Source organism: Kineosporia sp. A_224 (genome assembly GCF_002198655.1).
In the GTDB taxonomy this organism is placed as follows: Bacteria; Actinomycetota; Actinomycetes; order Actinomycetales; family Kineosporiaceae; genus R-H-3.
On the sequence record NZ_MWLN01000166.1, the window covers coordinates 19,401 to 38,426 of the forward strand.

18 protein-coding genes are annotated in these 19,026 nt (G+C 74.3%); 11 read left to right on the top strand and 7 right to left on the bottom strand.

Features of this window, described 5'->3' with window-relative positions; genetic code table 11:
- The first annotated feature begins 111 nt into the window (after positions 1-111).
- Entirely contained in the window at positions 112-1,812 is a 1,701-nt protein-coding gene (locus EDJALFJO_RS15240; RefSeq protein ID WP_233149879.1) for a tetratricopeptide repeat protein, read from the top strand.
- A 27-nt stretch (positions 1,813-1,839) separates the two neighbouring features.
- Here EDJALFJO_RS15240 and EDJALFJO_RS15245 read toward each other — a convergent pair whose 3' ends face one another.
- Entirely contained in the window at positions 1,840-2,439 is a 600-nt protein-coding gene (locus EDJALFJO_RS15245) for a carboxymuconolactone decarboxylase family protein (protein WP_088286686.1), read from the bottom strand.
- 311 nt (positions 2,440-2,750) lie between these two features.
- On the opposite strand from EDJALFJO_RS15245, the gene EDJALFJO_RS15250 reads away from it, so the two are divergent.
- Positions 2,751-3,206 (top strand): hypothetical protein, encoded by a 456-nt coding sequence (locus tag EDJALFJO_RS15250; protein WP_088286688.1) that lies wholly within the window; start codon positions 2,751-2,753, stop codon positions 3,204-3,206.
- A 19-nt stretch (positions 3,207-3,225) separates the two neighbouring features.
- Here EDJALFJO_RS15250 and EDJALFJO_RS15255 read toward each other — a convergent pair whose 3' ends face one another.
- Together EDJALFJO_RS15255 and EDJALFJO_RS15260 are read right to left on the bottom strand one after the other, a co-directional pair.
- Complete coding sequence (locus EDJALFJO_RS15255) at positions 3,226-3,987, bottom strand: ABC transporter permease (protein ID WP_088286690.1); 762 nt, start codon at positions 3,985-3,987, stop codon at positions 3,226-3,228.
- Positions 3,984-5,045, bottom strand: coding sequence for an ATP-binding cassette domain-containing protein (locus tag EDJALFJO_RS15260; RefSeq protein ID WP_088286692.1), 1,062 nt, complete (start codon positions 5,043-5,045; stop codon positions 3,984-3,986). Before EDJALFJO_RS15260 ends, EDJALFJO_RS15255 begins: the two co-directional genes overlap by 4 nt.
- 235 nt (positions 5,046-5,280) lie before the next feature.
- Here EDJALFJO_RS15260 and EDJALFJO_RS15265 point away from each other — a divergent pair, with 235 nt between their 5' ends.
- The 3 genes from EDJALFJO_RS15265 to EDJALFJO_RS15275 all read left to right on the top strand — a co-directional run bounded on the left by EDJALFJO_RS15265 (position 5,281) and on the right by EDJALFJO_RS15275 (position 7,288).
- Complete coding sequence (locus EDJALFJO_RS15265) at positions 5,281-6,282, top strand: phosphotransferase enzyme family protein (protein WP_158220447.1); 1,002 nt, start codon at positions 5,281-5,283, stop codon at positions 6,280-6,282.
- A gap of 134 nt (positions 6,283-6,416) precedes the next feature.
- Positions 6,417-6,845 carry a hypothetical protein gene (locus EDJALFJO_RS15270; protein WP_088286695.1) on the top strand — a complete coding sequence of 143 codons (429 nt, stop codon included), beginning with the start codon at positions 6,417-6,419 and terminating at the stop codon, positions 6,843-6,845.
- Positions 6,842-7,288 carry a hypothetical protein gene (locus tag EDJALFJO_RS15275; protein ID WP_088286697.1) on the top strand — a complete coding sequence of 149 codons (447 nt, stop codon included), beginning with the start codon at positions 6,842-6,844 and terminating at the stop codon, positions 7,286-7,288. The genes EDJALFJO_RS15270 and EDJALFJO_RS15275 overlap by 4 nt, the downstream gene beginning before the upstream one ends.
- A gap of 9 nt (positions 7,289-7,297) precedes the next feature.
- On the opposite strand, the gene EDJALFJO_RS15280 is transcribed toward EDJALFJO_RS15275, so the two are convergent.
- From EDJALFJO_RS15280 to EDJALFJO_RS15295, 4 genes are all read right to left on the bottom strand, one after another.
- On the bottom strand, positions 7,298-7,642 hold the full coding sequence (locus tag EDJALFJO_RS15280; protein ID WP_369812541.1) for an MGMT family protein: 345 nt from the start codon (positions 7,640-7,642) through the stop codon (positions 7,298-7,300).
- A 38-nt stretch (positions 7,643-7,680) separates the two neighbouring features.
- Positions 7,681-8,808, bottom strand: coding sequence for a phytase (locus EDJALFJO_RS15285; protein ID WP_158220448.1), 1,128 nt, complete (start codon positions 8,806-8,808; stop codon positions 7,681-7,683).
- A gap of 110 nt (positions 8,809-8,918) precedes the next feature.
- Positions 8,919-10,475 carry a phytase gene (locus EDJALFJO_RS15290; RefSeq protein WP_088286700.1) on the bottom strand — a complete coding sequence of 519 codons (1,557 nt, stop codon included), beginning with the start codon at positions 10,473-10,475 and terminating at the stop codon, positions 8,919-8,921.
- 175 nt (positions 10,476-10,650) lie between these two features.
- Complete coding sequence (locus tag EDJALFJO_RS15295; protein ID WP_088286702.1) at positions 10,651-12,870, bottom strand: MMPL family transporter; 2,220 nt, start codon at positions 12,868-12,870, stop codon at positions 10,651-10,653.
- A gap of 133 nt (positions 12,871-13,003) precedes the next feature.
- On the opposite strand from EDJALFJO_RS15295, the gene EDJALFJO_RS15300 reads away from it, so the two are divergent.
- From EDJALFJO_RS15300 to EDJALFJO_RS15325, 6 genes are all read left to right on the top strand, one after another.
- On the top strand, positions 13,004-14,338 hold the full coding sequence (locus tag EDJALFJO_RS15300) for a sensor histidine kinase (protein WP_088286704.1): 1,335 nt from the start codon (positions 13,004-13,006) through the stop codon (positions 14,336-14,338).
- Between the two features lie 44 nt (positions 14,339-14,382).
- On the top strand, positions 14,383-15,039 hold the full coding sequence (locus EDJALFJO_RS15305) for a response regulator transcription factor (RefSeq protein WP_088286732.1): 657 nt from the start codon (positions 14,383-14,385) through the stop codon (positions 15,037-15,039).
- A complete protein-coding gene (locus EDJALFJO_RS15310; RefSeq protein ID WP_088286706.1) occupies positions 15,039-15,782 on the top strand; it encodes a DUF4097 family beta strand repeat-containing protein in 744 nt (247 codons plus the stop codon). The genes EDJALFJO_RS15305 and EDJALFJO_RS15310 overlap by 1 nt, the downstream gene beginning before the upstream one ends.
- A 10-nt stretch (positions 15,783-15,792) precedes the next feature.
- Positions 15,793-16,191, top strand: a complete 399-nt coding sequence (locus tag EDJALFJO_RS15315) for a hypothetical protein (protein WP_088286708.1) — start codon at positions 15,793-15,795, stop codon at positions 16,189-16,191.
- Between the two features lie 79 nt (positions 16,192-16,270).
- Positions 16,271-16,516: a CDGSH iron-sulfur domain-containing protein gene (locus tag EDJALFJO_RS15320; RefSeq protein WP_143448597.1), complete on the top strand. Its 246-nt coding sequence runs from the start codon at positions 16,271-16,273 to the stop codon at positions 16,514-16,516.
- A gap of 110 nt (positions 16,517-16,626) precedes the next feature.
- Positions 16,627-18,924: a beta-propeller domain-containing protein gene (locus tag EDJALFJO_RS15325; protein WP_088286712.1), complete on the top strand. Its 2,298-nt coding sequence runs from the start codon at positions 16,627-16,629 to the stop codon at positions 18,922-18,924.
- Positions 18,925-19,026 lie beyond the last annotated feature (102 nt).

Consider the following 19,026-nt stretch of genomic DNA (forward strand, 5'->3'; position numbering starts at 1 on the left):
AGGCTGCTGTGACTCGCACGGCCGGGGCGCGGAACGCCCCTGTCGGTCCGGCCGCGGGAGGGCTAGCGTGCGCCCGGACACCGTCGGGCGCCCGGGCGAGGAGCAGATCCGTTGGACGAGGCAGTGGACATCTCTGGTGACGGCTACTACGACCTCGGCACCTACCGCCGCCCGGTGACGACGACGTCCGCCGCGGCGCAGACCTGGTTCGACCGCGGCCTCGTCTGGACCTACGGGTTCAACCACGAGGAGGCGGTCCGCTGCTTCGAGCGCGCGGCCGCGGCCGACCCGGGGTGCGCGATGGCCCACTGGGGCGTCGCCTACGCGCTCGGCCCGAACTACAACAAGCCGTGGGAGTTCTTCGACGAGACCGACCTCGCGAGCACCGTGGAGCGCACCCACGCCGCGGTCGCCCGGGCCCGCGCGGCCGCGGCGCACGCGACACCCGTCGAGCAGGCGCTCGTCGAGGCGCTCGCCGCCCGCTACCCCGCCGACCGGCCCGCCGGGGACCTGTCGGTGTGGAACCACGACTACGCGGCCGCGATGCGCGCCGTCCACGCCCGGTTCGGTGCCGACCTCGACGTGGCGACCCTGTTCGCCGACGCCCTGATGAACCTCACGCCCTGGCAGCTGTGGGACCTGCGCACCGGGGAGCCGGCGCCCGGCTCGCACGCCGTCGAGGCGCGGTCCGTGCTCGACGGGGCGCTCACGGACGAGGCCGGCCGCACCCACCCCGGCCTGCTCCACATGTACATCCACCTCATGGAGATGTCGACGACGCCCGAGCAGGCGCTGCCGGTCGCGGACCGGCTCCGCGGGCTCGTCCCGGACGCCGGGCACCTCGAGCACATGCCGACCCACCTCGACGTGCTCTGCGGCCGCTACGGGCAGGTCGTCGCGTCGAACACCGCGGCCGTGGCGGCCGACGAGCGCTACCTCGCCCGCGAGGGGGCGATGAACTTCTACACGCTGTACCGCTCGCACGACTACCACTTCGCGGTCTACGGCGCGATGTTCCAGGGCCGCTCGCAGGTCGCGCTCGAGATGGCCGACCGGCTCGCGGCGTCGATCCCCGAGGACCTGCTGCGGGTGCAGGTGCCGCCGATGGCGGACTGGCTCGAGGGCTTCCTCGCGATGCGCGTCCACGTGCTCATCCGGTTCGGCCGCTGGGCGGACATCCTCGCCCTGCCGCTGCCGGCCGACCCGGACCTGTACTGCGTCTCGACGGCGATGACGCACTACGCACGCGGGGTCGCGTCCTCCGCGACGGGCCGGGTCGACGCCGCGGAGCAGGAGCGGACGGCGTTCCGCGCGGCGTGCGACCGGGTCCCGGAGTCCCGGACCCTGTTCAACAACACGTGCCGCGACATCCTCGCCGTCGCCGGCGCGATGCTCGACGGCGAGCTGGAGTACCGCCGCGGCCGCTACGACGAGGCGTACGCGCACCTGCGCCGCTCGATCGACCTCGACGACGCGCTGCCCTACGACGAGCCGTGGGGCTGGATGCAGCCGACCCGGCACGCGTACGGCGCGCTGCTCCTCGAGCAGGGGCACGTCGAGGAGGCCGCCGCGGTCTACCGGGCCGACCTCGGCCTCGACGACACCCTGCCGCGGGCGCTGCAGCACCCGGAGAACGTGTGGAGCCTGCACGGGTACCACGAGTGCCTGCTGCGTCTCGGACGCGCCGCCGAGGCGGCGCAGGTCGCGCCCCGGCTCGCCGCGGCGGTCGCCGAGGCCGACGTGCCCGTCACGGCGTCGTGCTTCTGCCGTGGCGGGCCGCCGCCCGCGACGTCCGACGACTGCTGCAGCTGACGCGCCGGGCGCCCGGCGCCGGCGCCGCTACCGGGAGTGCTTGCCGGCCTCCCAGCCCCGGTCGCCGAGCAGCTCACCGGCCCTGGCCGCCGGCAGCTCCTCCAACGGGGTGGCCATCGAGTCGTTCCACCGGTTGAAGACACCGAACATGCACACGACGCCGAGGATCTCGACGATCTGCTCCTCGTCCCAGTGCGCCGCCAGCGCGCGGTAGGACTCGTCCGTGACGCCGTTGGGCACCGACGCCGCCGCGAGCGCGAAGTCGAGCGCGACCCGCTCCGCGTCGGAGAACAGCGGGCTCGTCGCGTAGTCGTAGATCGCCGCCATCTTCTCGTCGTCGACGCCGTGCCGGGTCGCGCTGACCGTCGTGTGCGCCTTGCAGTACTGGCAGCCCGTCGCGAAGCTCGACATGTGCGCCACGAGGCGCTTGAGCCCGAGATCGACCCGGCCGCCCGGGCTGAACACGGCCCGGTTCAGCTGGATGACGGCCTTGGCGATCGCCGGGACCCGCTGCATCGTCAGCAGGCTGTTGGGCACGAACCCGAGCGTGGCGACGAAGTGGTCGAGCGCCGCCCGGAGCTCGGTATCGGTGCAGTCCTCGATCGACAGCGGCTCCATGCGGGACATGACTGCTCCTCCGGGTCGCGCGGGCGGGCCCGACGGGGAGGGGCCTCGCCGAATGCTCGCACCGGCGACCCGGCCCGTGACGGCGACCGTTCGCCCCTCCGGGACAGGCCCCGGTGCCCGTTAACGCCGTCCGGACGGCGTCGACGATGTGCCGCACCTGCATGATGTCGCTCGCCCGCCGTCGCAACGCCATCGACGGCCGGCGAAGCCGAGCCGGTCACAGAACCGACGGAGGTCCCGGTCCAGGCCGCTGGCTCCGGTTCAGTCTTGCGTGAATCGGTCACTGTCGACGAGAAGCCGGAGGACGCATCATGAAGAGCCCCCAGAGACTCGTAGCGATCTTCATCTTGGCCGTTTCGCTCTCGACCGTCGGACCGGTTCAGGGTGCGGCCGCGAACACCCACGAGCTGCCGTTCGGAGCGACGGCTCCGGCATCGTTGGCGGCTGCGGCCGCGTCGCCGTGCCCGACACTGATCGCGGGCAAGCCATACAAGTCCGGCAGCTACGCCAAGAGCACGTGGTCCTACTGCAACCCGAGCGACAACTACTACGTGACTGCCACGCTCCAGGATCTTCGATGGTTCGGATGGGAATCACTGGACTCTGAGACGCAGTACGCAGCCAAGGGCACCTACCACAGCGGATTGCTCAGTGCTTCCTGTTCGGGCTTCGGCACGCGGACCTACAGGACCACCGTCGAAGTCTGGTATGCCGCAGTCGGGACAGTCATGGAGAAGACAAGCACCCAGGTCCGTTGGTCCTGCTGAAGGAGCCCGCGCGAAGGCGTCACGCGTTCTCCTTGCGAAAGGTTGCTGTCCCCCACCACACGGCGGCGACGAGAAGCAGGGCGGCCCAGGCGGACCCCCAGAACATGGTGTCGAGCGATGCATGACCGGCGAAGGCGCTCCTGACCGCGTCGACGATGTGGCGCACCGGCATGAACTTGCTGAACTCGACGAGCCACGGAGGTCCGATGGTCATGGGCAGGAGGATTCCGGAGAGCAGCAGCACAGGCATCATGACGACGTTGACGACCGGCGCCATGACATCCTCACTCTTCGTCGTCAACGCCAGTGCGTTCGACGCAGCCGCGCATGCGCCACCGATCGCGAGCGTGAGCAAGATTCCGAGGACGGCGCCCGACAGGGGTGCCTGCATCCCCAGGACCCACCCCAGCCCGATGAGGATGAGTGCCTGGACGAGGAGCTGGAGCATGTCGCGCCCGAGCCGGCCGACGAGCAGCGCCGTCCGGCTCGCCGGGGTGACCCGCTCGGCCTCGATGACGCCCTCGCGCCACTCGCCGATGAGGCTGAAGCCGGCGAAGAACGCCCCGAAGATGCCGAGCTGCACGAGCATTCCTGGCACGAAGAATGTGTACGCGTTCGTCGCTCCCAGCTGAGCCACCAGCGGCTTGAGCAGCGGCCCGAAGAGGAACAGGTAGAGGATCGGCTGGAAGATCCCGATGAGGACCCACGCCGGGTTGCGCAGCGCCGTCCGGAGCTGGCGCCGGCAGATGATCCAGGACTCCCGCCAGAACGTCGCGGTCACCGCAGTGCTCCTTTCATCTCGTCGCTCGTCGTCGGGTCCGCGGACGCCGGTCCGTCGTCCGCGCCGTCCTCCCCGCCCGCCTCGGCGTCGCGCAGCGACCGGCCGGTCAGGGTGAGGAACACGTCGTCCAGGGTCGGGCGGTGCACCTCGATCGCGTCGAGGACGACGCCCGCGTCGTGCAGCGAGGCGAGCAGCCCGGGCAGCGCCCGGCCGGCGCGCTGGACGCGGCCGCGGACGTGGACGCCCTCGATCTGGACGCCGGGCAGCCCGTGCCGCGGCGGCTCGGCGATAGAGCCGAGCTTCTCGGCGACGGTCGTGCGCGCCGCCGGGTCGGCGACCTCGAGGCTCACGAGGTCGCCGGAGACCTGGGCCTTGAGGTTCTCGGACGTGTCCGCCGCGACGATCCGGCCGCGGTCGATGATGACGATCCGGTCGCTCAGGGCGTCGGCCTCGTCGAGGTAGTGGGTCGTGATGAAGACCGTCGCGCCGCGGCGGGTGCGCAGGTCGGCGATGTGCGTCCAGAGGTTCGCCCGGGCCTGCGGGTCCAGGCCGGTCGTCGGCTCGTCGAGGAAGACGAGCGTCGGGTCGTGGATGAGCCCCATGGCGATGTCGAGCCGCCGCTTCTGGCCGCCGGACATGGTCTTCGGCATCCGCTCCCAGAGGCCGTCGAGCTGGAGCTCGGCGAACAGCTCCTTGCCCCGCTTCTCGACCTGGGCCTTCGTCCGGCCGTACAGCATGCCGTGGTCCATGACCTCCTCGCCGGCGCGCGCCGAGCTGAAGGTGCTGCCGGACTGGGAGACGTAGCCGATCCGCTTCCTCACCTCGACCGGCTCGCGGACGATGTCGCGCCCGGCGACGGTCGCGGTGCCCGCAGTCGGCTTGATGAGCGTCGTGAGCATCCGCAGCGTCGTCGTCTTGCCGGCGCCGTTCGGGCCCAGGAAGCCGACGACCTCGCCCTCGGCGACGTCGAGGTCGACCCCGTCGACAGCCCGGACCTCGGTCTTCTTCTTGCCCTGCCTGGTGTGGAACGTCTGCACGAGACCTCGTGCGTGGATCATCGCGGTCCCTCCCGCTCGGCCGGCCGGTGGACACGGGCCGGGTCGTCCAGCGTGCTCGCCCGCGCCGACGGGTGTCGACGCATGTGTCCGCCACCCACATGGATGGAGACACGTTATATCGCGTTTCGTCAAAGTCAAGATATATCGCGTACCGCCGGGTCGTCGGCTGCCGACGCCCGCGCCGGGCAGACCGGCGGCGGACGCGGAAGTCATCGGCCCCGGCGACACTGGTGCGGTGCAGGACCCGTCCCCTGACTCCCCTGACTCCCCCGACGGCGAGGCCTGGGCGCCCGAGGTCGCCCGCCGCTTCGACCTCGGCCGCCCGGCCGGCCCCGCGGTCGTCGCGGCCCGCGGGCAGCAGGGCGTCGTCCGCAGCCTCGTCACCGACCGCGGCCGGTTCGCCGTCAAGGTGCTCCTCGAGCCGCTCGACGAGGCGGACGCCGCGGCCGACGCCGCGTTCTGCGCGCGGATGGCCGACCGCGGCGTCCTCGCGCCCCGACCGGTCCGCACGACGGACGGCGCGGTGATCGGTGCCGTCGGCGGGGCCCGGGTCCGGGTCGCGACATGGGTCGACCTCGACGGCCCGCGGACCGACCTCGACCCGGTGGTGCTCGGCACGCTCTTCGGCACCCTGCACCGGGACCCGGTCCCGGCCACCGCCCCGGTCGACCCCTGGTACACCGAGCCGGTCCCCGCGCAGGAGTGGGACGACCTCGCGACCGCCCTCGCGCAGGCCGGCTGCCCGTTCGCCGGCGCGCTCGCGGCCGACGTCCCGCGCCTCGTCGCCCTCGGCGCACTGTTCCGCACCCCTGTCGACCCGCAGGTCTGCCACAGCGACCTGTGGGCCGACAACGTCCGCGGGACGCCGTCCGGCCGGCTCGCCGTCGTCGACTGGGACAACAGCGGGCCGGCCGAGGCGCTCGGCGAGGTGTGCGTCGGGCTCGTCGAGTACTGCCGCAGGGGCGACGCACGGCATCCGGACGCCGACGACCGGGTCCGCGCGTTCCTGCGCGCCTACCGGGCGGCGGGCGGCCCGGCCGTCCCCCGCGAGCGCGCCGATTTCACGATGGTCCTGGCGCAGTTCGGCCACTTCGCCCACCTCGCCGGCCGGCGCTGGCTCGCCGCGACGACGGACGCGCAGCGGCAGGCCGCCTCGGACTGGTTCCACGAGGAGCACGACGACCCCGTCGACGTCGCGACCCTCGACCGCCTGCTCATCGCGGCCCGGTCCGCATGACGGGCCGGGCGCCGGTCCGTGCTCAGGTCAGGTGCCGGACGAAGAAGCGGGTCACGTCTTCGCCCTGCTGCCCCACCGATCCTTGATCACGTCGGTGGTACAGTCGCGTGGTACACCGATCTGGAGGTGACTGCATGAGCGCCCTCGACGACCTCGTCGCAGCCCTCGACGAGGACGACTCCGACTCGACGAGCACGTCGGTCCGGCAACCTGCATCGCTGCGGCGCGCGCTCAAGGCGGCCGTCCGGCTCGGCTTCGCGGACACCGCGAACGAGGGACTCAACAGCTCGTTGCGGCAGGCACTGGAGGGCTTCGCGATGCGGGCCGCTCTCGAGGCGCACTTCACCGAGCATCCCGACGCCAGGCCCGCCCTGCACCAGGTCGCCGAGGCACTGGCCGTCATCGACCGGGACCCCCTCGCCGAGCGCCCCGACCTCGTCCGGCAGGCCGCCGCCGAGGTCGTGAAGGTCAGACCCGATGCGGACGCGGCGGACGTCCTGCTCTGGGCTGCGAGTCTGCTGGCCCACGAGGGCGAACGGCGCCCGCGGAAGCGGACGGCGTGACGCCCGGGGTCCGTCCGGGCACCCGTCCCGCGGTCGTCGTCCTCGACAACGAGGCTGCGCAGGCGCTCGCACGCAGGGACCACCCCAAGCACACGGAGGCGCTGGCGTTCCTCGTCGCCGCGGGGGGCCGAAGCGGCCGCGGGCCGAGGGCGCACGTCTGCGTCCCGACGGTCGTCCGGGTCGAGGCCGGCATCGACCGGCGCGCGCCGGGCACGGCGGCCTTCAACCGGCTGCGGATCCATGACGTTGCGCTCGACCGCTTCGGTGCCGACCGGGCCGCCGGGCTGCGCCACGTTGGCGGATCCGCCGTCGACGCCTGCGTCGCCGTCACCGCGGAGCTGAGCTCCACGGCGAACGACGTCGTGGTCCTGACGGCGGACCTCACGGACATCCCCCGTCTGCTCGAAGCAGCCGGCGTCGACGCGACGACGCGGCGGATCTGAGGCCGCCGCTCAGGCCGCGGGCTCGCCGTCCCACCGTGCCCGCGAGAGGTCGACCTTCTCCCCGCCCGGGCGAAGCGGCGTCCGCTCCCGGCGGTAGTGCCGCAGCGCCTGCGCCTCGTGGCCCTGCGGCGGCGAGCCGTCGGCGCGCAGCACCCGCCACCACGGGACGGCGCTGCCGTAGCGGGCCATCACGGTGCCGACCGCGCGCGGACCGCCGCGGCCCAGGTACTCGGCGACGTCGCCGTAGGTCATGACCCGGCCCGGCGGGACGAGCTCGACGACGTCGAGCACGGCCTCGGCGAAGGCGCTCAGCTGCTCGGACGGGTGCAGGGGCTCGGACGGCACGCGGGCCAGTATCGCGGCCCGCGCCGCCGGCGGGCAGGGCGTGGCCGTCAGGGTGCCGCGAGCGGGTCGTCGCCGGTGACGCCCGCGAGCGGGACGAGCTTGAGGTTGCTCATGCCCGCTCCGGTGTTGCGTTCGTCGTGGACGACGAGCAGCCCGCCGGCGAACGCGCCGCCGAAGTCGCGGGCGTCGGCGGCGACGCCGTCCGTCGTCGTGACCTTGTCGACCCCGCCGGCCGCGGCGACGGTGACGCTGCGGACGTACGCGTTGTCGCCGCCGCGCCCGTAGACGGCGAGCGTCGAGTCGCCCTGGCTCGACACGAGCAGGTGGCCGCGGCCGTCCGGCCCGGTCGTGAGCGCCAGCCCTTCGACGTCCGCGACGAGGTGCCCGTCGCCGACCCGGCCGACCGCGACCCGGTCGTCGCCGTCCCCGGGCTCGGCGCCGTAGCGCCAGACCGCGACATCCTCCTCGCCGACGTAGAGCAGGCCGCGCTCGTCGTCCGCGACGCAGCCCTCGCTCTGGCTGCCGACGTCGAGGGTGCGCACCCGCCGGGCGTCGACGCCGTCCGCCGTCACCGCGAGCGCGTACTGCTCGAGGCCGCCGCCGTCCCGCTGGGTGACGAAGGCGGAGAGGGCGCCGGAGGCGCTGCGGTAGAGGCAGAACCCGTAGTTGGGCGCCAGCGTCGCCGGCCCGGTGCCGGGCAGCGGCGTGAGCCGGCGGGTGCCGGGGTCCAGCGTCCAGAAGGCCAGCGTGTCGTCGGAGCGGTCGTTCGCCCCGACGAGGACGACGTCGCGCCCGCCGACGCGGACGCCGTCGCGCAGGTCGACGTTGCCGATCTGCCCGCCCGGCAGGAACTGCAGCAGCGCCCCCGAGAGGTCGTACACCGCGATGCCGCCCGGCTCCGCCTTGCTGTCCGCGACGACGACGCTGCGCGCCGGGTCCCTCGCGTCGAACCAGATCGCGCTGTCGTCGGCGATGTCGCCGCTGCCCTCGGGGAAGGGCTCGGTCTCGGCCGCCGGGAAGACCGTCCGGACGCCGGACGACAGCCCCCCGGTCGCGCGCGGGGGGCGGTCCGTCCCGCCGGGCCCGGCGTCGTTGCCGGAGGACCCGCCGCCCCGCAGGACGACGAACCCGGCAGCAGCAGCCACCACGGCCACCGCGACCACGACGGTCGCCACCGCTGCCCTGCTCGCGCCCTGCTCGTGCCTTGCACTCTCGTGCCGCATGACCACGTGCCCCCTCCGACGTCCGCGGAACGTACCAGGGCCCACGGACCGCCGGCCCGGCGTCAGCCCGTCGTGTACGTGACGACGAGCCGTGCGCCGTTCGCCGTCTCCCGGCTCGACAGGTACCCGAGCGAGCAGCCCGGCGCGCCCTTGACGGCGAGGGTGAACGCCGCGCCCTTCTGCACGGCCGCCACCGGCAGCGCGACCGGGACCCGCACCTTGGCGCCGAGGCTCGCGGAGGTGCCGAGCACCACCGGGTCCACCGCCGGCGCCGTCGAGGCCTTGACCGTCTTCTCGACCCACGTGTTGCCCGCGGCGTGCACCTCGTAGCGGCACGTCTTCGTCGACGGCGAGTACGGCTCGAGCACCGCGGAGGTGACGGTCGCGGTCGCCGGCACCGCCGTCGCGTCGAAGCGCAGCAGGGTCGTCAGCGTCGTCGCCGAGACCCGCAGCGTCGTCGAGCCGCCGTGGGTCGAGGCGTCGAGGTAGGTGTCCGCGACGACCGGCAGCGTCACCGAGACCGAGGTGCCGGGCGGCGGGGGCGGCGGGTCGGCGGCGGTGACGGCGTCGAGCGGGACGTACTTGAGGTTGCTCATCGTGCCGCCGGTGTTCGACGCGTCGTGGACGACGAGCAGGCCGCCGGTGAACGCGCCACCGAGGTCGCCCGCGTACGCGGCGACCCCGTCCGTCGACGAGACCTTGTCCACGGTGCCGCTCGCACCGACGGTGACGCTGCGGACGTAGGCGTTGTCCCCGCCGCGCTCGTAGACGGCGACCGTCGAGTCGCCCTGGCTGGAGACGACGAGATGCCCCGCGCCGCCCGGGCCGTAGGTGAGCGTGAGGCCCTCGATGTCCGCCACGAGCCGGCCCGCCCCGACGGTGTCGACGGCGACCCGGGCGGCGCCGGCACCGGGCTCCGCGCCGTAGCGCCAGAGGGCGACGTCCTCCTCGCCGACGTAGAGCAGGCCGCGCTCGTCGTCCGCGACGCAGCCCTCGCTCTGGCTTCCGACGGCCAGGCTGCGGACGAGCCGGGCGTCGACGGCACCGGCGGTCTCGAAGAGCTCGTACTGCTCGAGCAGCCCGCCGCCGCTCTGGGTGACGAACGCGTAGGACGTGCCGGTCACCGGGCTGCGGTAGAGGCAGAAGCCATAGTTCGGCGTGAGCGTGGTGATCGCGCGCGCCGACACCGGGGTCAGCGCGTGGGTCACCCGGTCGAGCGTCCAGAACATGATCGTGTTCGTCGTCCGGTTGTTCGCCCCGACGAGCGCGACGGACCCGCCGCCGAGCAGGACGCCGTCCCGGACGTCGATGTTGCCGACCTGGCCGACCGGCAGGTACTGCAGGAGCCGGCCCGCGAGGTCGTACGTCGCGACGCCGCCCGAGCCCGCCTTGTTGTCGGCGAGGACGACGCTGTTCGCCGGGTCCGACGCGTCGACCCAGATCGCGCTGTCGTCGGCGATGTCGCCGCTGCCGGACGGGAAGACCTGGGTCTCCGCGACCGGCAGCACGGTTCGGGCCGTCGCCGCCGCGCTGCCGCCCGCGGCACCGACCGCAACCACCCCGGCCGTCGCCGCGACCGCGACCACCGTCCCCAGCACCGTGCCCCGTGTGAGCCGCATGCCCCGCTCTTCCCGTGTCCGGCCGCTGCCCCGTGCCCCCGTCCGGCCGTGCGGCACATCGCCAGATCCCGCGGACCGTAGCAGCAAGATCGTCGGGCCGGGGCCGGGCACGACGGCGGGCCGGTCGCGGGATCGTTCCCGCGACCGGCCCGCCCGGGTCGTGACCCGTGCTGCCTCAGTGGTGGATGGCCGGCAACCACTTCGGCCCGGTGTGCGCCCGGCGGCCGAGAAGCGCGAGCACCCCCGGCAGCAGGACGCCGCGCACGAGGGTCGCGTCGAGGAGCACCGCGGTCGCCAGACCGATGCCGAGCTGCTTCATCTCCAGCGACGACAGGGTCCCGAAGATCGCGAACACCGCGACCATGACGGCGGCCGCGCTCGTGACGACGCCCGCCGAGCGGGCCACCCCGAGCCGGACGGCGTCCCGCGGCCCGACGCCCGCGGCCCAGGCCTCGCGCACCCGGCTCACGACGAACACGTGGTAGTCCATCGAGAGGCCGAAGAGCACGACGAACATGAGCAACGGCAACCACGCAGCGATCGAGCCGATCGACGTGAAGGCGAGCAGCCCCTCCGCCCAGGTGTTCTGGAACACCAGGGTGATGACGCCGTACGCCGCCCCGACCGACAGGCCGTTGAGGACGACAGTCGCGGCCGCCAGCGACGGCGACCCGAACGAGACCGTCATGACGGCGAGGGTCAGGACGAGCACGAAGCCGACGACCCACGGCAGCCGGTCGTCGAGCCAGCGCGTGAGGTCGGTGACCGCGGCCGAGCCGCCGACGTGGACGTCGGCACCGGTGCCGGCGAGCGCCTGCTCCACGACGGGGACGACGTCCGCCCGCACCGTGTCGACGGCCGTCCCGAGCCGCGGGTCGGACATGTCGACGGGCACCGGCAGCGGCAGCACGTGCACCGTGCCGTCCGTCGAGGTCTTCACCTGCGGCTCCCCCGCGGCGACCTCACCGGTCGCGACCGCGGCACGGAAACCCTTCTCCAGTGCGGCATCCACCTGCGCAGAGGCTGCCGCGGGCGCCCGGACGACGACGTCGACCGTGGTCCCGTCCTGCGGGAACGCAGCGGTGAGCCGGTCGTACGTCGCGACGGAGTCGAAGCTCTTCGGCAGCGACTCCGCACCCGGCAGCGCGGTGCGCATGCCGAGGGCCGGCAGCGCGAGCGCGACGAGGACGCCGCCCGCGGCGAGCGTCCACACGAGCGGACGCCGGGTCACGGCGCCGGCGAGCCGGCCCCACAGCGAGTCGACCGAGCCGCGCCGCGCGGCCCGGCGCGCGGAGAACGGCAGCCTGATCGCCTCGACCTTGTCGCCGAGGACGACGAGCAGCGCGGGCAGCACGGTCGCCGAGGCGAGCACAGCGACGGCGACGACGAGCATGGTGCCGATCGCGAGGGAGGTGAACATGCCGCCGGCGACGAGCATGCCGCTCATCGCGACGACGACGGTGATGCCGGAGATGACGACGGCGCGGCCCGCGGTGCGGCCCGCGGTCGTCACGGCCTCGACGACGCTCGCGCCCGCCGCGCGCTCCTCCCGGGAGCGCCGGATGACGAAGAGCGCGTAGTCGACACCGACCGCGAGGCCGATGAGGAGCACGAGGGACTGCGTGTTCTGGTCGACGGGGGTGATCCCCCGGGAGGCCCACGCGGTGAGCCCGAGCGCCGCGACGACGGCCCCGACCCCGAGCAGCACCGGGACGCCCGCGGCGACGACGGCGCCGAACGCGACGAGCAGCACGCCGAGCGTCACGGGCAGGCTGATGTACTCCGCCCGCCGGAAGTCCGCCTCGAGCGCCTCGCCGACCTCGGCGTCGATCGAGCCGGGGCCGACCTGGCCGACCTCGAGGGCCGGGCGGTCGGCGGCGACCCGGTCGGTCACCACGAGCATCGGGCCCACGGCGTCCTGCGGGGTCGTCGCACCGTCCGGCGTCGAGCCGTCGGCGCGCTGGACGGCGTCCAGCGCCACCGGGACGACGACGGTGCGGCCGTCGGGGGCCAGGGCCGGGTCCCCGACCGCGGCGACGCCCTCGATCCCGGTGTACGCCGCGCGCAGGTCGCGGCCGAGCGCGGCGACCTCGTCGGCGGTGAACGTGCCCGACCGCGACGTGAGCACGACGTTCTCGGTGGGCCGGTCGCCGAAGTCCACGGCACCGGCGATCTTCGCCGCCGTCGCGGAGTCCCCGACGAGCTGGTCGTCCGGCTTCGTCGTCACGAGGCCGCCGGAGAGCAGGACCACCGTGCCCGCGAGGACGAGCAGGGCGGCGAAGAGGGTGCGCCAGCGGTGGCGGGCGCACCAGCCGGCGATCCCGCCGTGCGGCGGGGCAGCGTCCCGAGGACCCCCCGTGGGGGTGGAGGACGGCCTGGGAGTCGTTGTCGTCATGGTCAACGAGGCTCCCGCCGAGCGGGCCGCGGGGCACTGGGGCTCCTCCCCCGATCGGGGGTAGGGGCAGCCCCACCCCAGGACACCGGGCCGCCGCACTCCGCCCCGGGCGGGACGCGCCTACCGTGGAGCCGTGAGCACCACGAGCCCCGCCGCGCCGTCCACGACGACGCCGGCCGCCGACCCCGCACCCGTCCCGGCGCCCCGCCGTCCGGGGGGCGTGCGGGTGCTGCTGCGCACGTGGGCCTGGGGCTGGCTCGCCGCGGCGCAGCTGGTCGGCGACCTCCTGCTCGCGGGCCCCTACCTCGCCATCGCCGGCCTGCTCGTCGGCGGCGTCTCCTCGATCGCCGCGCTCGGCGTCGGCATCCCGCTCACCGCGCTGGCCCTGCTCATGGCGTTCGGCGTCGGCTCGTTCGAACGGCTGCGGGTGCAGGCGTTCACGGGCGTCGTCGTCGAGCCGCCGCCCGGGCCGGCCGGGCCGCAGACGTGGTGGCGGCGCTACCTCCTCGACGGCCGCCCCTGGCGGGCCACCGCCCACCTCACCGTCATCGCCCTGTGGGGGCTGCTCGTCGGCACGCTGACGCTCGTGCTGCTCTGCGTGAGCCTCGCCTTCGCCGCGCTGCCGTTCTACTCCGCGGCCCTGCCCGACGGCTCGATCGCCCTGCCGTGGGGCGCCCGGCTCGCACCGCACCTCGGCCTGTTCGCCGCGGGCGTCTTCGGCCTGGTCGTCCTGCCGCTCGTCGCCCGCGGCGCCGTCGGGGTCGACGTCCACCTCGCCCAGTCGCTCCTCGGGCGCAGCCGCCGCGAGCAGGTCCAGGTGCTCGCCGAGCGGGTCGAGACCCTCCAGGTGAGCCGCGCCGGCACCGTCGACTCGGTCGAGCTCGAGCGGCGCCGGATCGAGCGTGACCTGCACGACGGCCCCCAGCAGCGGCTCGTGGCGATCGCCATGGACCTCGGCATGGCCAAGGAGAAGCTCGACTCCGACCCGGCGGGCGCCCGGGAGCTCGTCGAGAAGGCGCACGTCTCCGCGAAGGAGGCCATCACCGAGATGCGCCAGGTCGCCCGGGGCATCCACCCGCCGATCCTCACCGACCGCGGTCTGGACGCCGCGCTGTCGGCGCTCGCGGCCCGCTCCCCCGTCCCGGTCTCGGTCCGCGTCGAGCCCGGCCCGCGCCCCGGGCCGACGATCGAGGCCATCGCGTACTTCTGCGTGAGCGAGCTGCTGACGAACGTCGCCAAGCACTCCCGGGCCCGGACGGCGTCCGTCGACGTCACCCGGCACGGCCCGACGCTCGTCGTCCGGGTCACCGACGACGGCGTCGGCGGCGTCGACGCGGCCCGCGGCACCGGCCTCGTCGGCCTGCGGCAACGGGTCGCGGCCGTCGACGGCACCATCGACGTCTCCTCCCCGGACGGCGGCCCCACCGTCGTCTCGGTCTTCATCCCCGAACCCAGGAGCACATCGTGAGCACCGCCCCGTCCGCCGTGCCGCCCGCCGCGGCCACCGCCCGGCTGCGCGTCGTCCTCGCCGAGGACTCCGTGCTGCTGCGCGAGGGTCTGCTGCGTCTGCTGGGGGACAACGGGTTCGACGTCGTCGACGCCGTCGGGGACGCCGAGGCGTTCCTGCGCTCGGTCGAGGTGCACCGCCCCGACCTCGTCGTCGTCGACGTCCGGATGCCGCCGACCTTCACGGACGAGGGTGTCCGGGCCGCGCTCGTCGTGCGCCAGCAGTACCCCGACATCGCCGTCCTCGTGCTCTCCCAGTACGTCGAGGAGAACTACGCGACCGAGCTCGTCGCGGCCCGCTCCCGCGGCGTCGGCTACCTGCTCAAGGACCGGGTCGCCGACGTCCGCGAGTTCGTCGACGCGCTGCACCGGGTCGCCGCCGGCGGCACGGCGCTCGACCCCGAGGTCGTCACCCAGCTGCTGTCCCGGTCGCGCCGCCGCGACCCGCTCGAACGGCTCACGCCGCGCGAGACCGAGGTGCTCGGGCTCATGGCCGAGGGGCGGTCGAACACGGCGATCGCCCAGGCCCTCGTCGTCACCGAGGGCGCCGTCGAGAAGCACGTGTCGAGCATCTTCGCGAAGCTCGACCTGCCGCCCACCGAGCACGACCACCGCCGGGTCCTCGCCGTCCTGCGCTGGCTCGAGCACGAGGAGGAGAGCTGATGGCCTCCCCCACGGCAGCCGTCGGTCTGCGCGTCGTCGGCCTCGTCGGCCTGCTCGCCCTCGTCGTCGGCGGCGCGGCGAGCCTGGTCGCCGGCTTCTTCGAGGAGCACAGCACCCGGACCTCCGTCGTCGACGGCCGGGTGACCGCGCTCGACGTCCGGGCCGGTTCCGGGGACGTCACCGTCGAGGTCGGCCCGGCCGGCGGCCCGACGACCGTGACGGCCGTCAGCCGGTGGGCGTTCGAGCCGCCCACGGAGACCAGGACGCTCGACGCCGGCATGCTCCGGCTCGCCGCCTCCTGCCGGACCGGCGCGGCGTTCGCGCAGCGGTGCGCGGTCGACTGGACCGTCTCGGTGCCCGCCGACGCCTCGGTCACGGTGTCGACCTCGAGCGGGGACATCCGGGTCGAGGACGTCACGGGCCGGGTCGCGCTGAAGACCGGTGCGGGGGACGTCCGGCTGTCCGCCGTCCGGTCCACCGACGTGCGGGTCGAGACCGGCGCCGGGGACGCGCGGCTCGTCTTCGCGACGGCACCGGACACCGTCGTGACGACCACCGGGGCCGGGGACGTCAGGGTCGAGCTGCCCGCGGACGGCACCACGTACCGGGTCGTCGGCTCGAGCGGCGTCGGCGACCGCACAGTGTCCGTGCCGCGGGACCCTGCGTCACGGCACCTGCTCGATCTCACCTCCGGCGTCGGCGACGTCGTCGTGGCGTCCGGCGCCGCACCCGCCGCCGGGTGAAGATGACCCCATGAACTCCACCACCTCGACCTCCCGCGCCGTCCTCGCCGCCGCGGCCGCCGTCCTCGCCCTCGCGCTCACCGGCTGCGGCGTCGCCGAGGACGCCGTCCAGGGGGCGCAGGACGCGGCGTCGGACAAGGCCTCCCAGGCCGTCGACGACGCGAAGTCCAAGGCGTCGGCCAAGGCCTCCGAGCTCGCGGTCGCTGCCGTGCGCACCCAGATCTGCAACCTCGTCAAGGACGGCTCGCTCTCCGAGGCGGACGCCACGGCGCTCGAGGGGCTCGCCGCGGCCGGCGACGAGGCCGGAGTGCCCGCCGAGGTCGTCGACCTCGCGAAGTCCCTCGCGGACGCGGGCAAGGCCGCCACGGCCGGGCAGGTCTCCGACCTCGAGGCCAAGGCCTGCCAGTAGCACGGCCTGCCAGTAGCACGGCCTGCCACTAGCCTGCGGCCAGCACCCGTCGACCGGCGGCGGGGCGAACGGAGGCATCGTGTCCAGCACCCCAGAGGGACCTGACGGGGCGCAGGCGCCCACCGTCGTCGTCACCGTGGCCGCCGACGGCCCCTACCTGCTCAGCGGGTCGACGGAGATCCGCAACGCCGAGGGCGAGGTCGTCAAGACCGTCACCAAGACGGCGTTGTGCCGCTGCGGCCACAGCGAGAACAAGCCGTTCTGCGACGGCAGCCACCGCCGCGTCGGGTTCACCGACCCGGGCCCGGCGGCGCCGCAGGCCTGACGGCCGGCGCGAGGAGGAACTTTCCGCGGGGGCGGTGCAACGCGCACCGTCCCCGTGGCGTCCTCGGAGCACCCCGGCCGCACTACCGGGGCCGACACGAGGAGGTCCCTGTGCAGCACACCGACAACCCGGCCCGCGGGTCCCGGCGCCGCTTCACCGCGGCCGGCGTGACGTTCGCCCTCGTCACCGGCGGGTTGTTCGCGGTGACCTTCGGCCAGACCCTCGCGACGTACGCCGCGGCCGACGGCCGGATCGTCGACTACGACCCCGTCCCGGCCCCCGGCGACCCCGGGCGGCCCGGCACGCTCGGCGGCGTCCAGAACGCGGCCTACGCGAGCTTCACCGACTGCTCGGCCCTGCTCGACTACTACCGCACGCACGCGCGGCCGATCGTCGGGCCGTACGGCCTGCCCGGCAACCAGTTCGGCGTCATGTTCGACACCGTCGGCGGGGTCGCCACCACGGCCCGGGCCGCGGGCGGGGCCCCGGTGCCCGCCGCCGCACCGAACGCGGCGGCCGAGGGGACGACGTCCGCGACCGGCACGAACGTCCAGGTCGCGGGCGTCGACGAGGCCGATGTCGCCAAGCGCGTCGGCGACCTCCTCTACTCCGCCGCCCCGGGCACCGTGGACTGGCAGAAGGACCCGAACGGCTCGTCGCTCGCCGCACTCACCGTGGCCCGGACCCGCGACGGCCGCAGCGAGGTGCTCGGCCGTCTGAAGCTCGACGGCTGGACGGCGCAGAGCATGCTCGTCGACGGGACGACGGTGCTCCTCGTCGGCGGCGCCCCCTGGAAGGACGGCGACGGCGTCGCCCCGGGCCCGGCCCGGATCATGCCCGGCTACGGGTTCGCGAACCGGACGCGGGTCGTCCAGGTGGACGTCAGCGACCCCGCGTCGCCGCGCGTCGTCCGCTCGCTCGTCGTCGACGGCTCCTCGGTCGGCACCCGGCTCGTCGACGGCGTCGCCCGGATCACCGTGAGCGGTGCGACGAACCGGCTCAAGTTCGTCCAGCCGCTCTACCCGGACCAAGGCGGCGTGCCGCCGGTCAAGGACAGCGCCCCGGACGCCCCCGTCGTCGCGCCGCCGTACGACGAGGGGGCGGTGAGGAAGGCCGAGAAGAAGGCCACCGCCGCGAACCGGCGGGTCGTCGCGCGGTCGACGATCGACGCCTGGCTGCCGACGTACGAGCTCACCGAGGGCACCGGCGCGCGGCCGACGTCCACGGGGAGCCTGCTGTCGTGCCAGGACGTGTCCGCCCCGAAGACGTTCTCCGGCCTCGACACGATGTCGATGCTCACGTTCGACCTGCGCGACGTGGCCGGGATCTCGCGCTGGGACTCCGCGGGCGTCGTCGCCTCCGGCGCCCAGCTCTACGCGACGGCCGATCGCACCTACGTCGCGACGACGCCGTGGCAGGACTGGGCGGTGCTGAGCCCGGCCAAGCAGCTCGTGGCGATGCGCGCCCAGCGCAGCCAGATCCACCTCTTCGACACCACGGGCGGCGCCTCGCCCGTGTACGTCGGCTCCGGCGAGGTGCCGGGCTTCCTGCTCAACCAGTTCTCCATGGACGAGAACGCCGGCTACCTGCGGGTCGCCTCGACGACGATGCCCGACTGGTGGGGCGGCGACCGGGAGCGGACGCCGAGCACCAGCCAGGTCACGGTGCTGCGCGTCGGCGACAGCGGCCTGACGAAGACCGGCTCGGTCGGCGGGCTGGGGAAGACCGAGACGATCCGCGCCGTCCGCTTCCTCGGTGACGTCGGCTACGTCGTGACGTACCGGCAGACCGACCCGCTCTACACGATCGACCTGTCCGACCCGACCGCGCCGCGGGTGGCCGGCGAGCTGAAGATCCTCGGCTACTCCGCCTACCTGCACCCGGTCGGCGACGGGCTCGTGCTGGGCGTCGGCCAGGACGCGACCGCCCAGGGCCGCACGACCGGGCTCCAGATGGCCCTGTTCGACGTCTCCGACCCGGCCCAGCCGCGGCGGGTCGACACGGTGAACATGCCCGGCGCCTGGTCGGACGTCGAGGGCGACCACCACGCCTTCACGTTCGCCGACGGGCTCGCGCTCGTGCCGTACACCCGGTGGATCGACCCGGGTACCCCGGTCGAGCCGTCCGACGGCACGGTCGGCGCCGTGCGCCCGGGCGAGCAGGGCTTCGACGCCGGCGTGGTCGCCGTCCGGATGACCGGCACGGGCGCCGGCAGCCGCTTCACCGACCCGGTCGTCCTGCGGCCGGTCGGCTCCGGCCCGCAGCCGGTCGACCAGTCGACCGGCGAGACCGGCCCGACGCCGCTGCGGACGTTCGTCGGCGACGGCTCGGTGTGGACCGTGACCACGGGCGGCATCGCCGCCCACGACGCGCAGACCCTGACCCGCACCGACTTCACGAAGTTCTGAGACGACCCCCGTCAGCGAGTTACTAGCGCGTATGACCCAGAGAACGGGTCATACGCGCTAGTAACTCGGGGTCAGCGGGAGCGGCGCAGGCGTGGGGCGGGG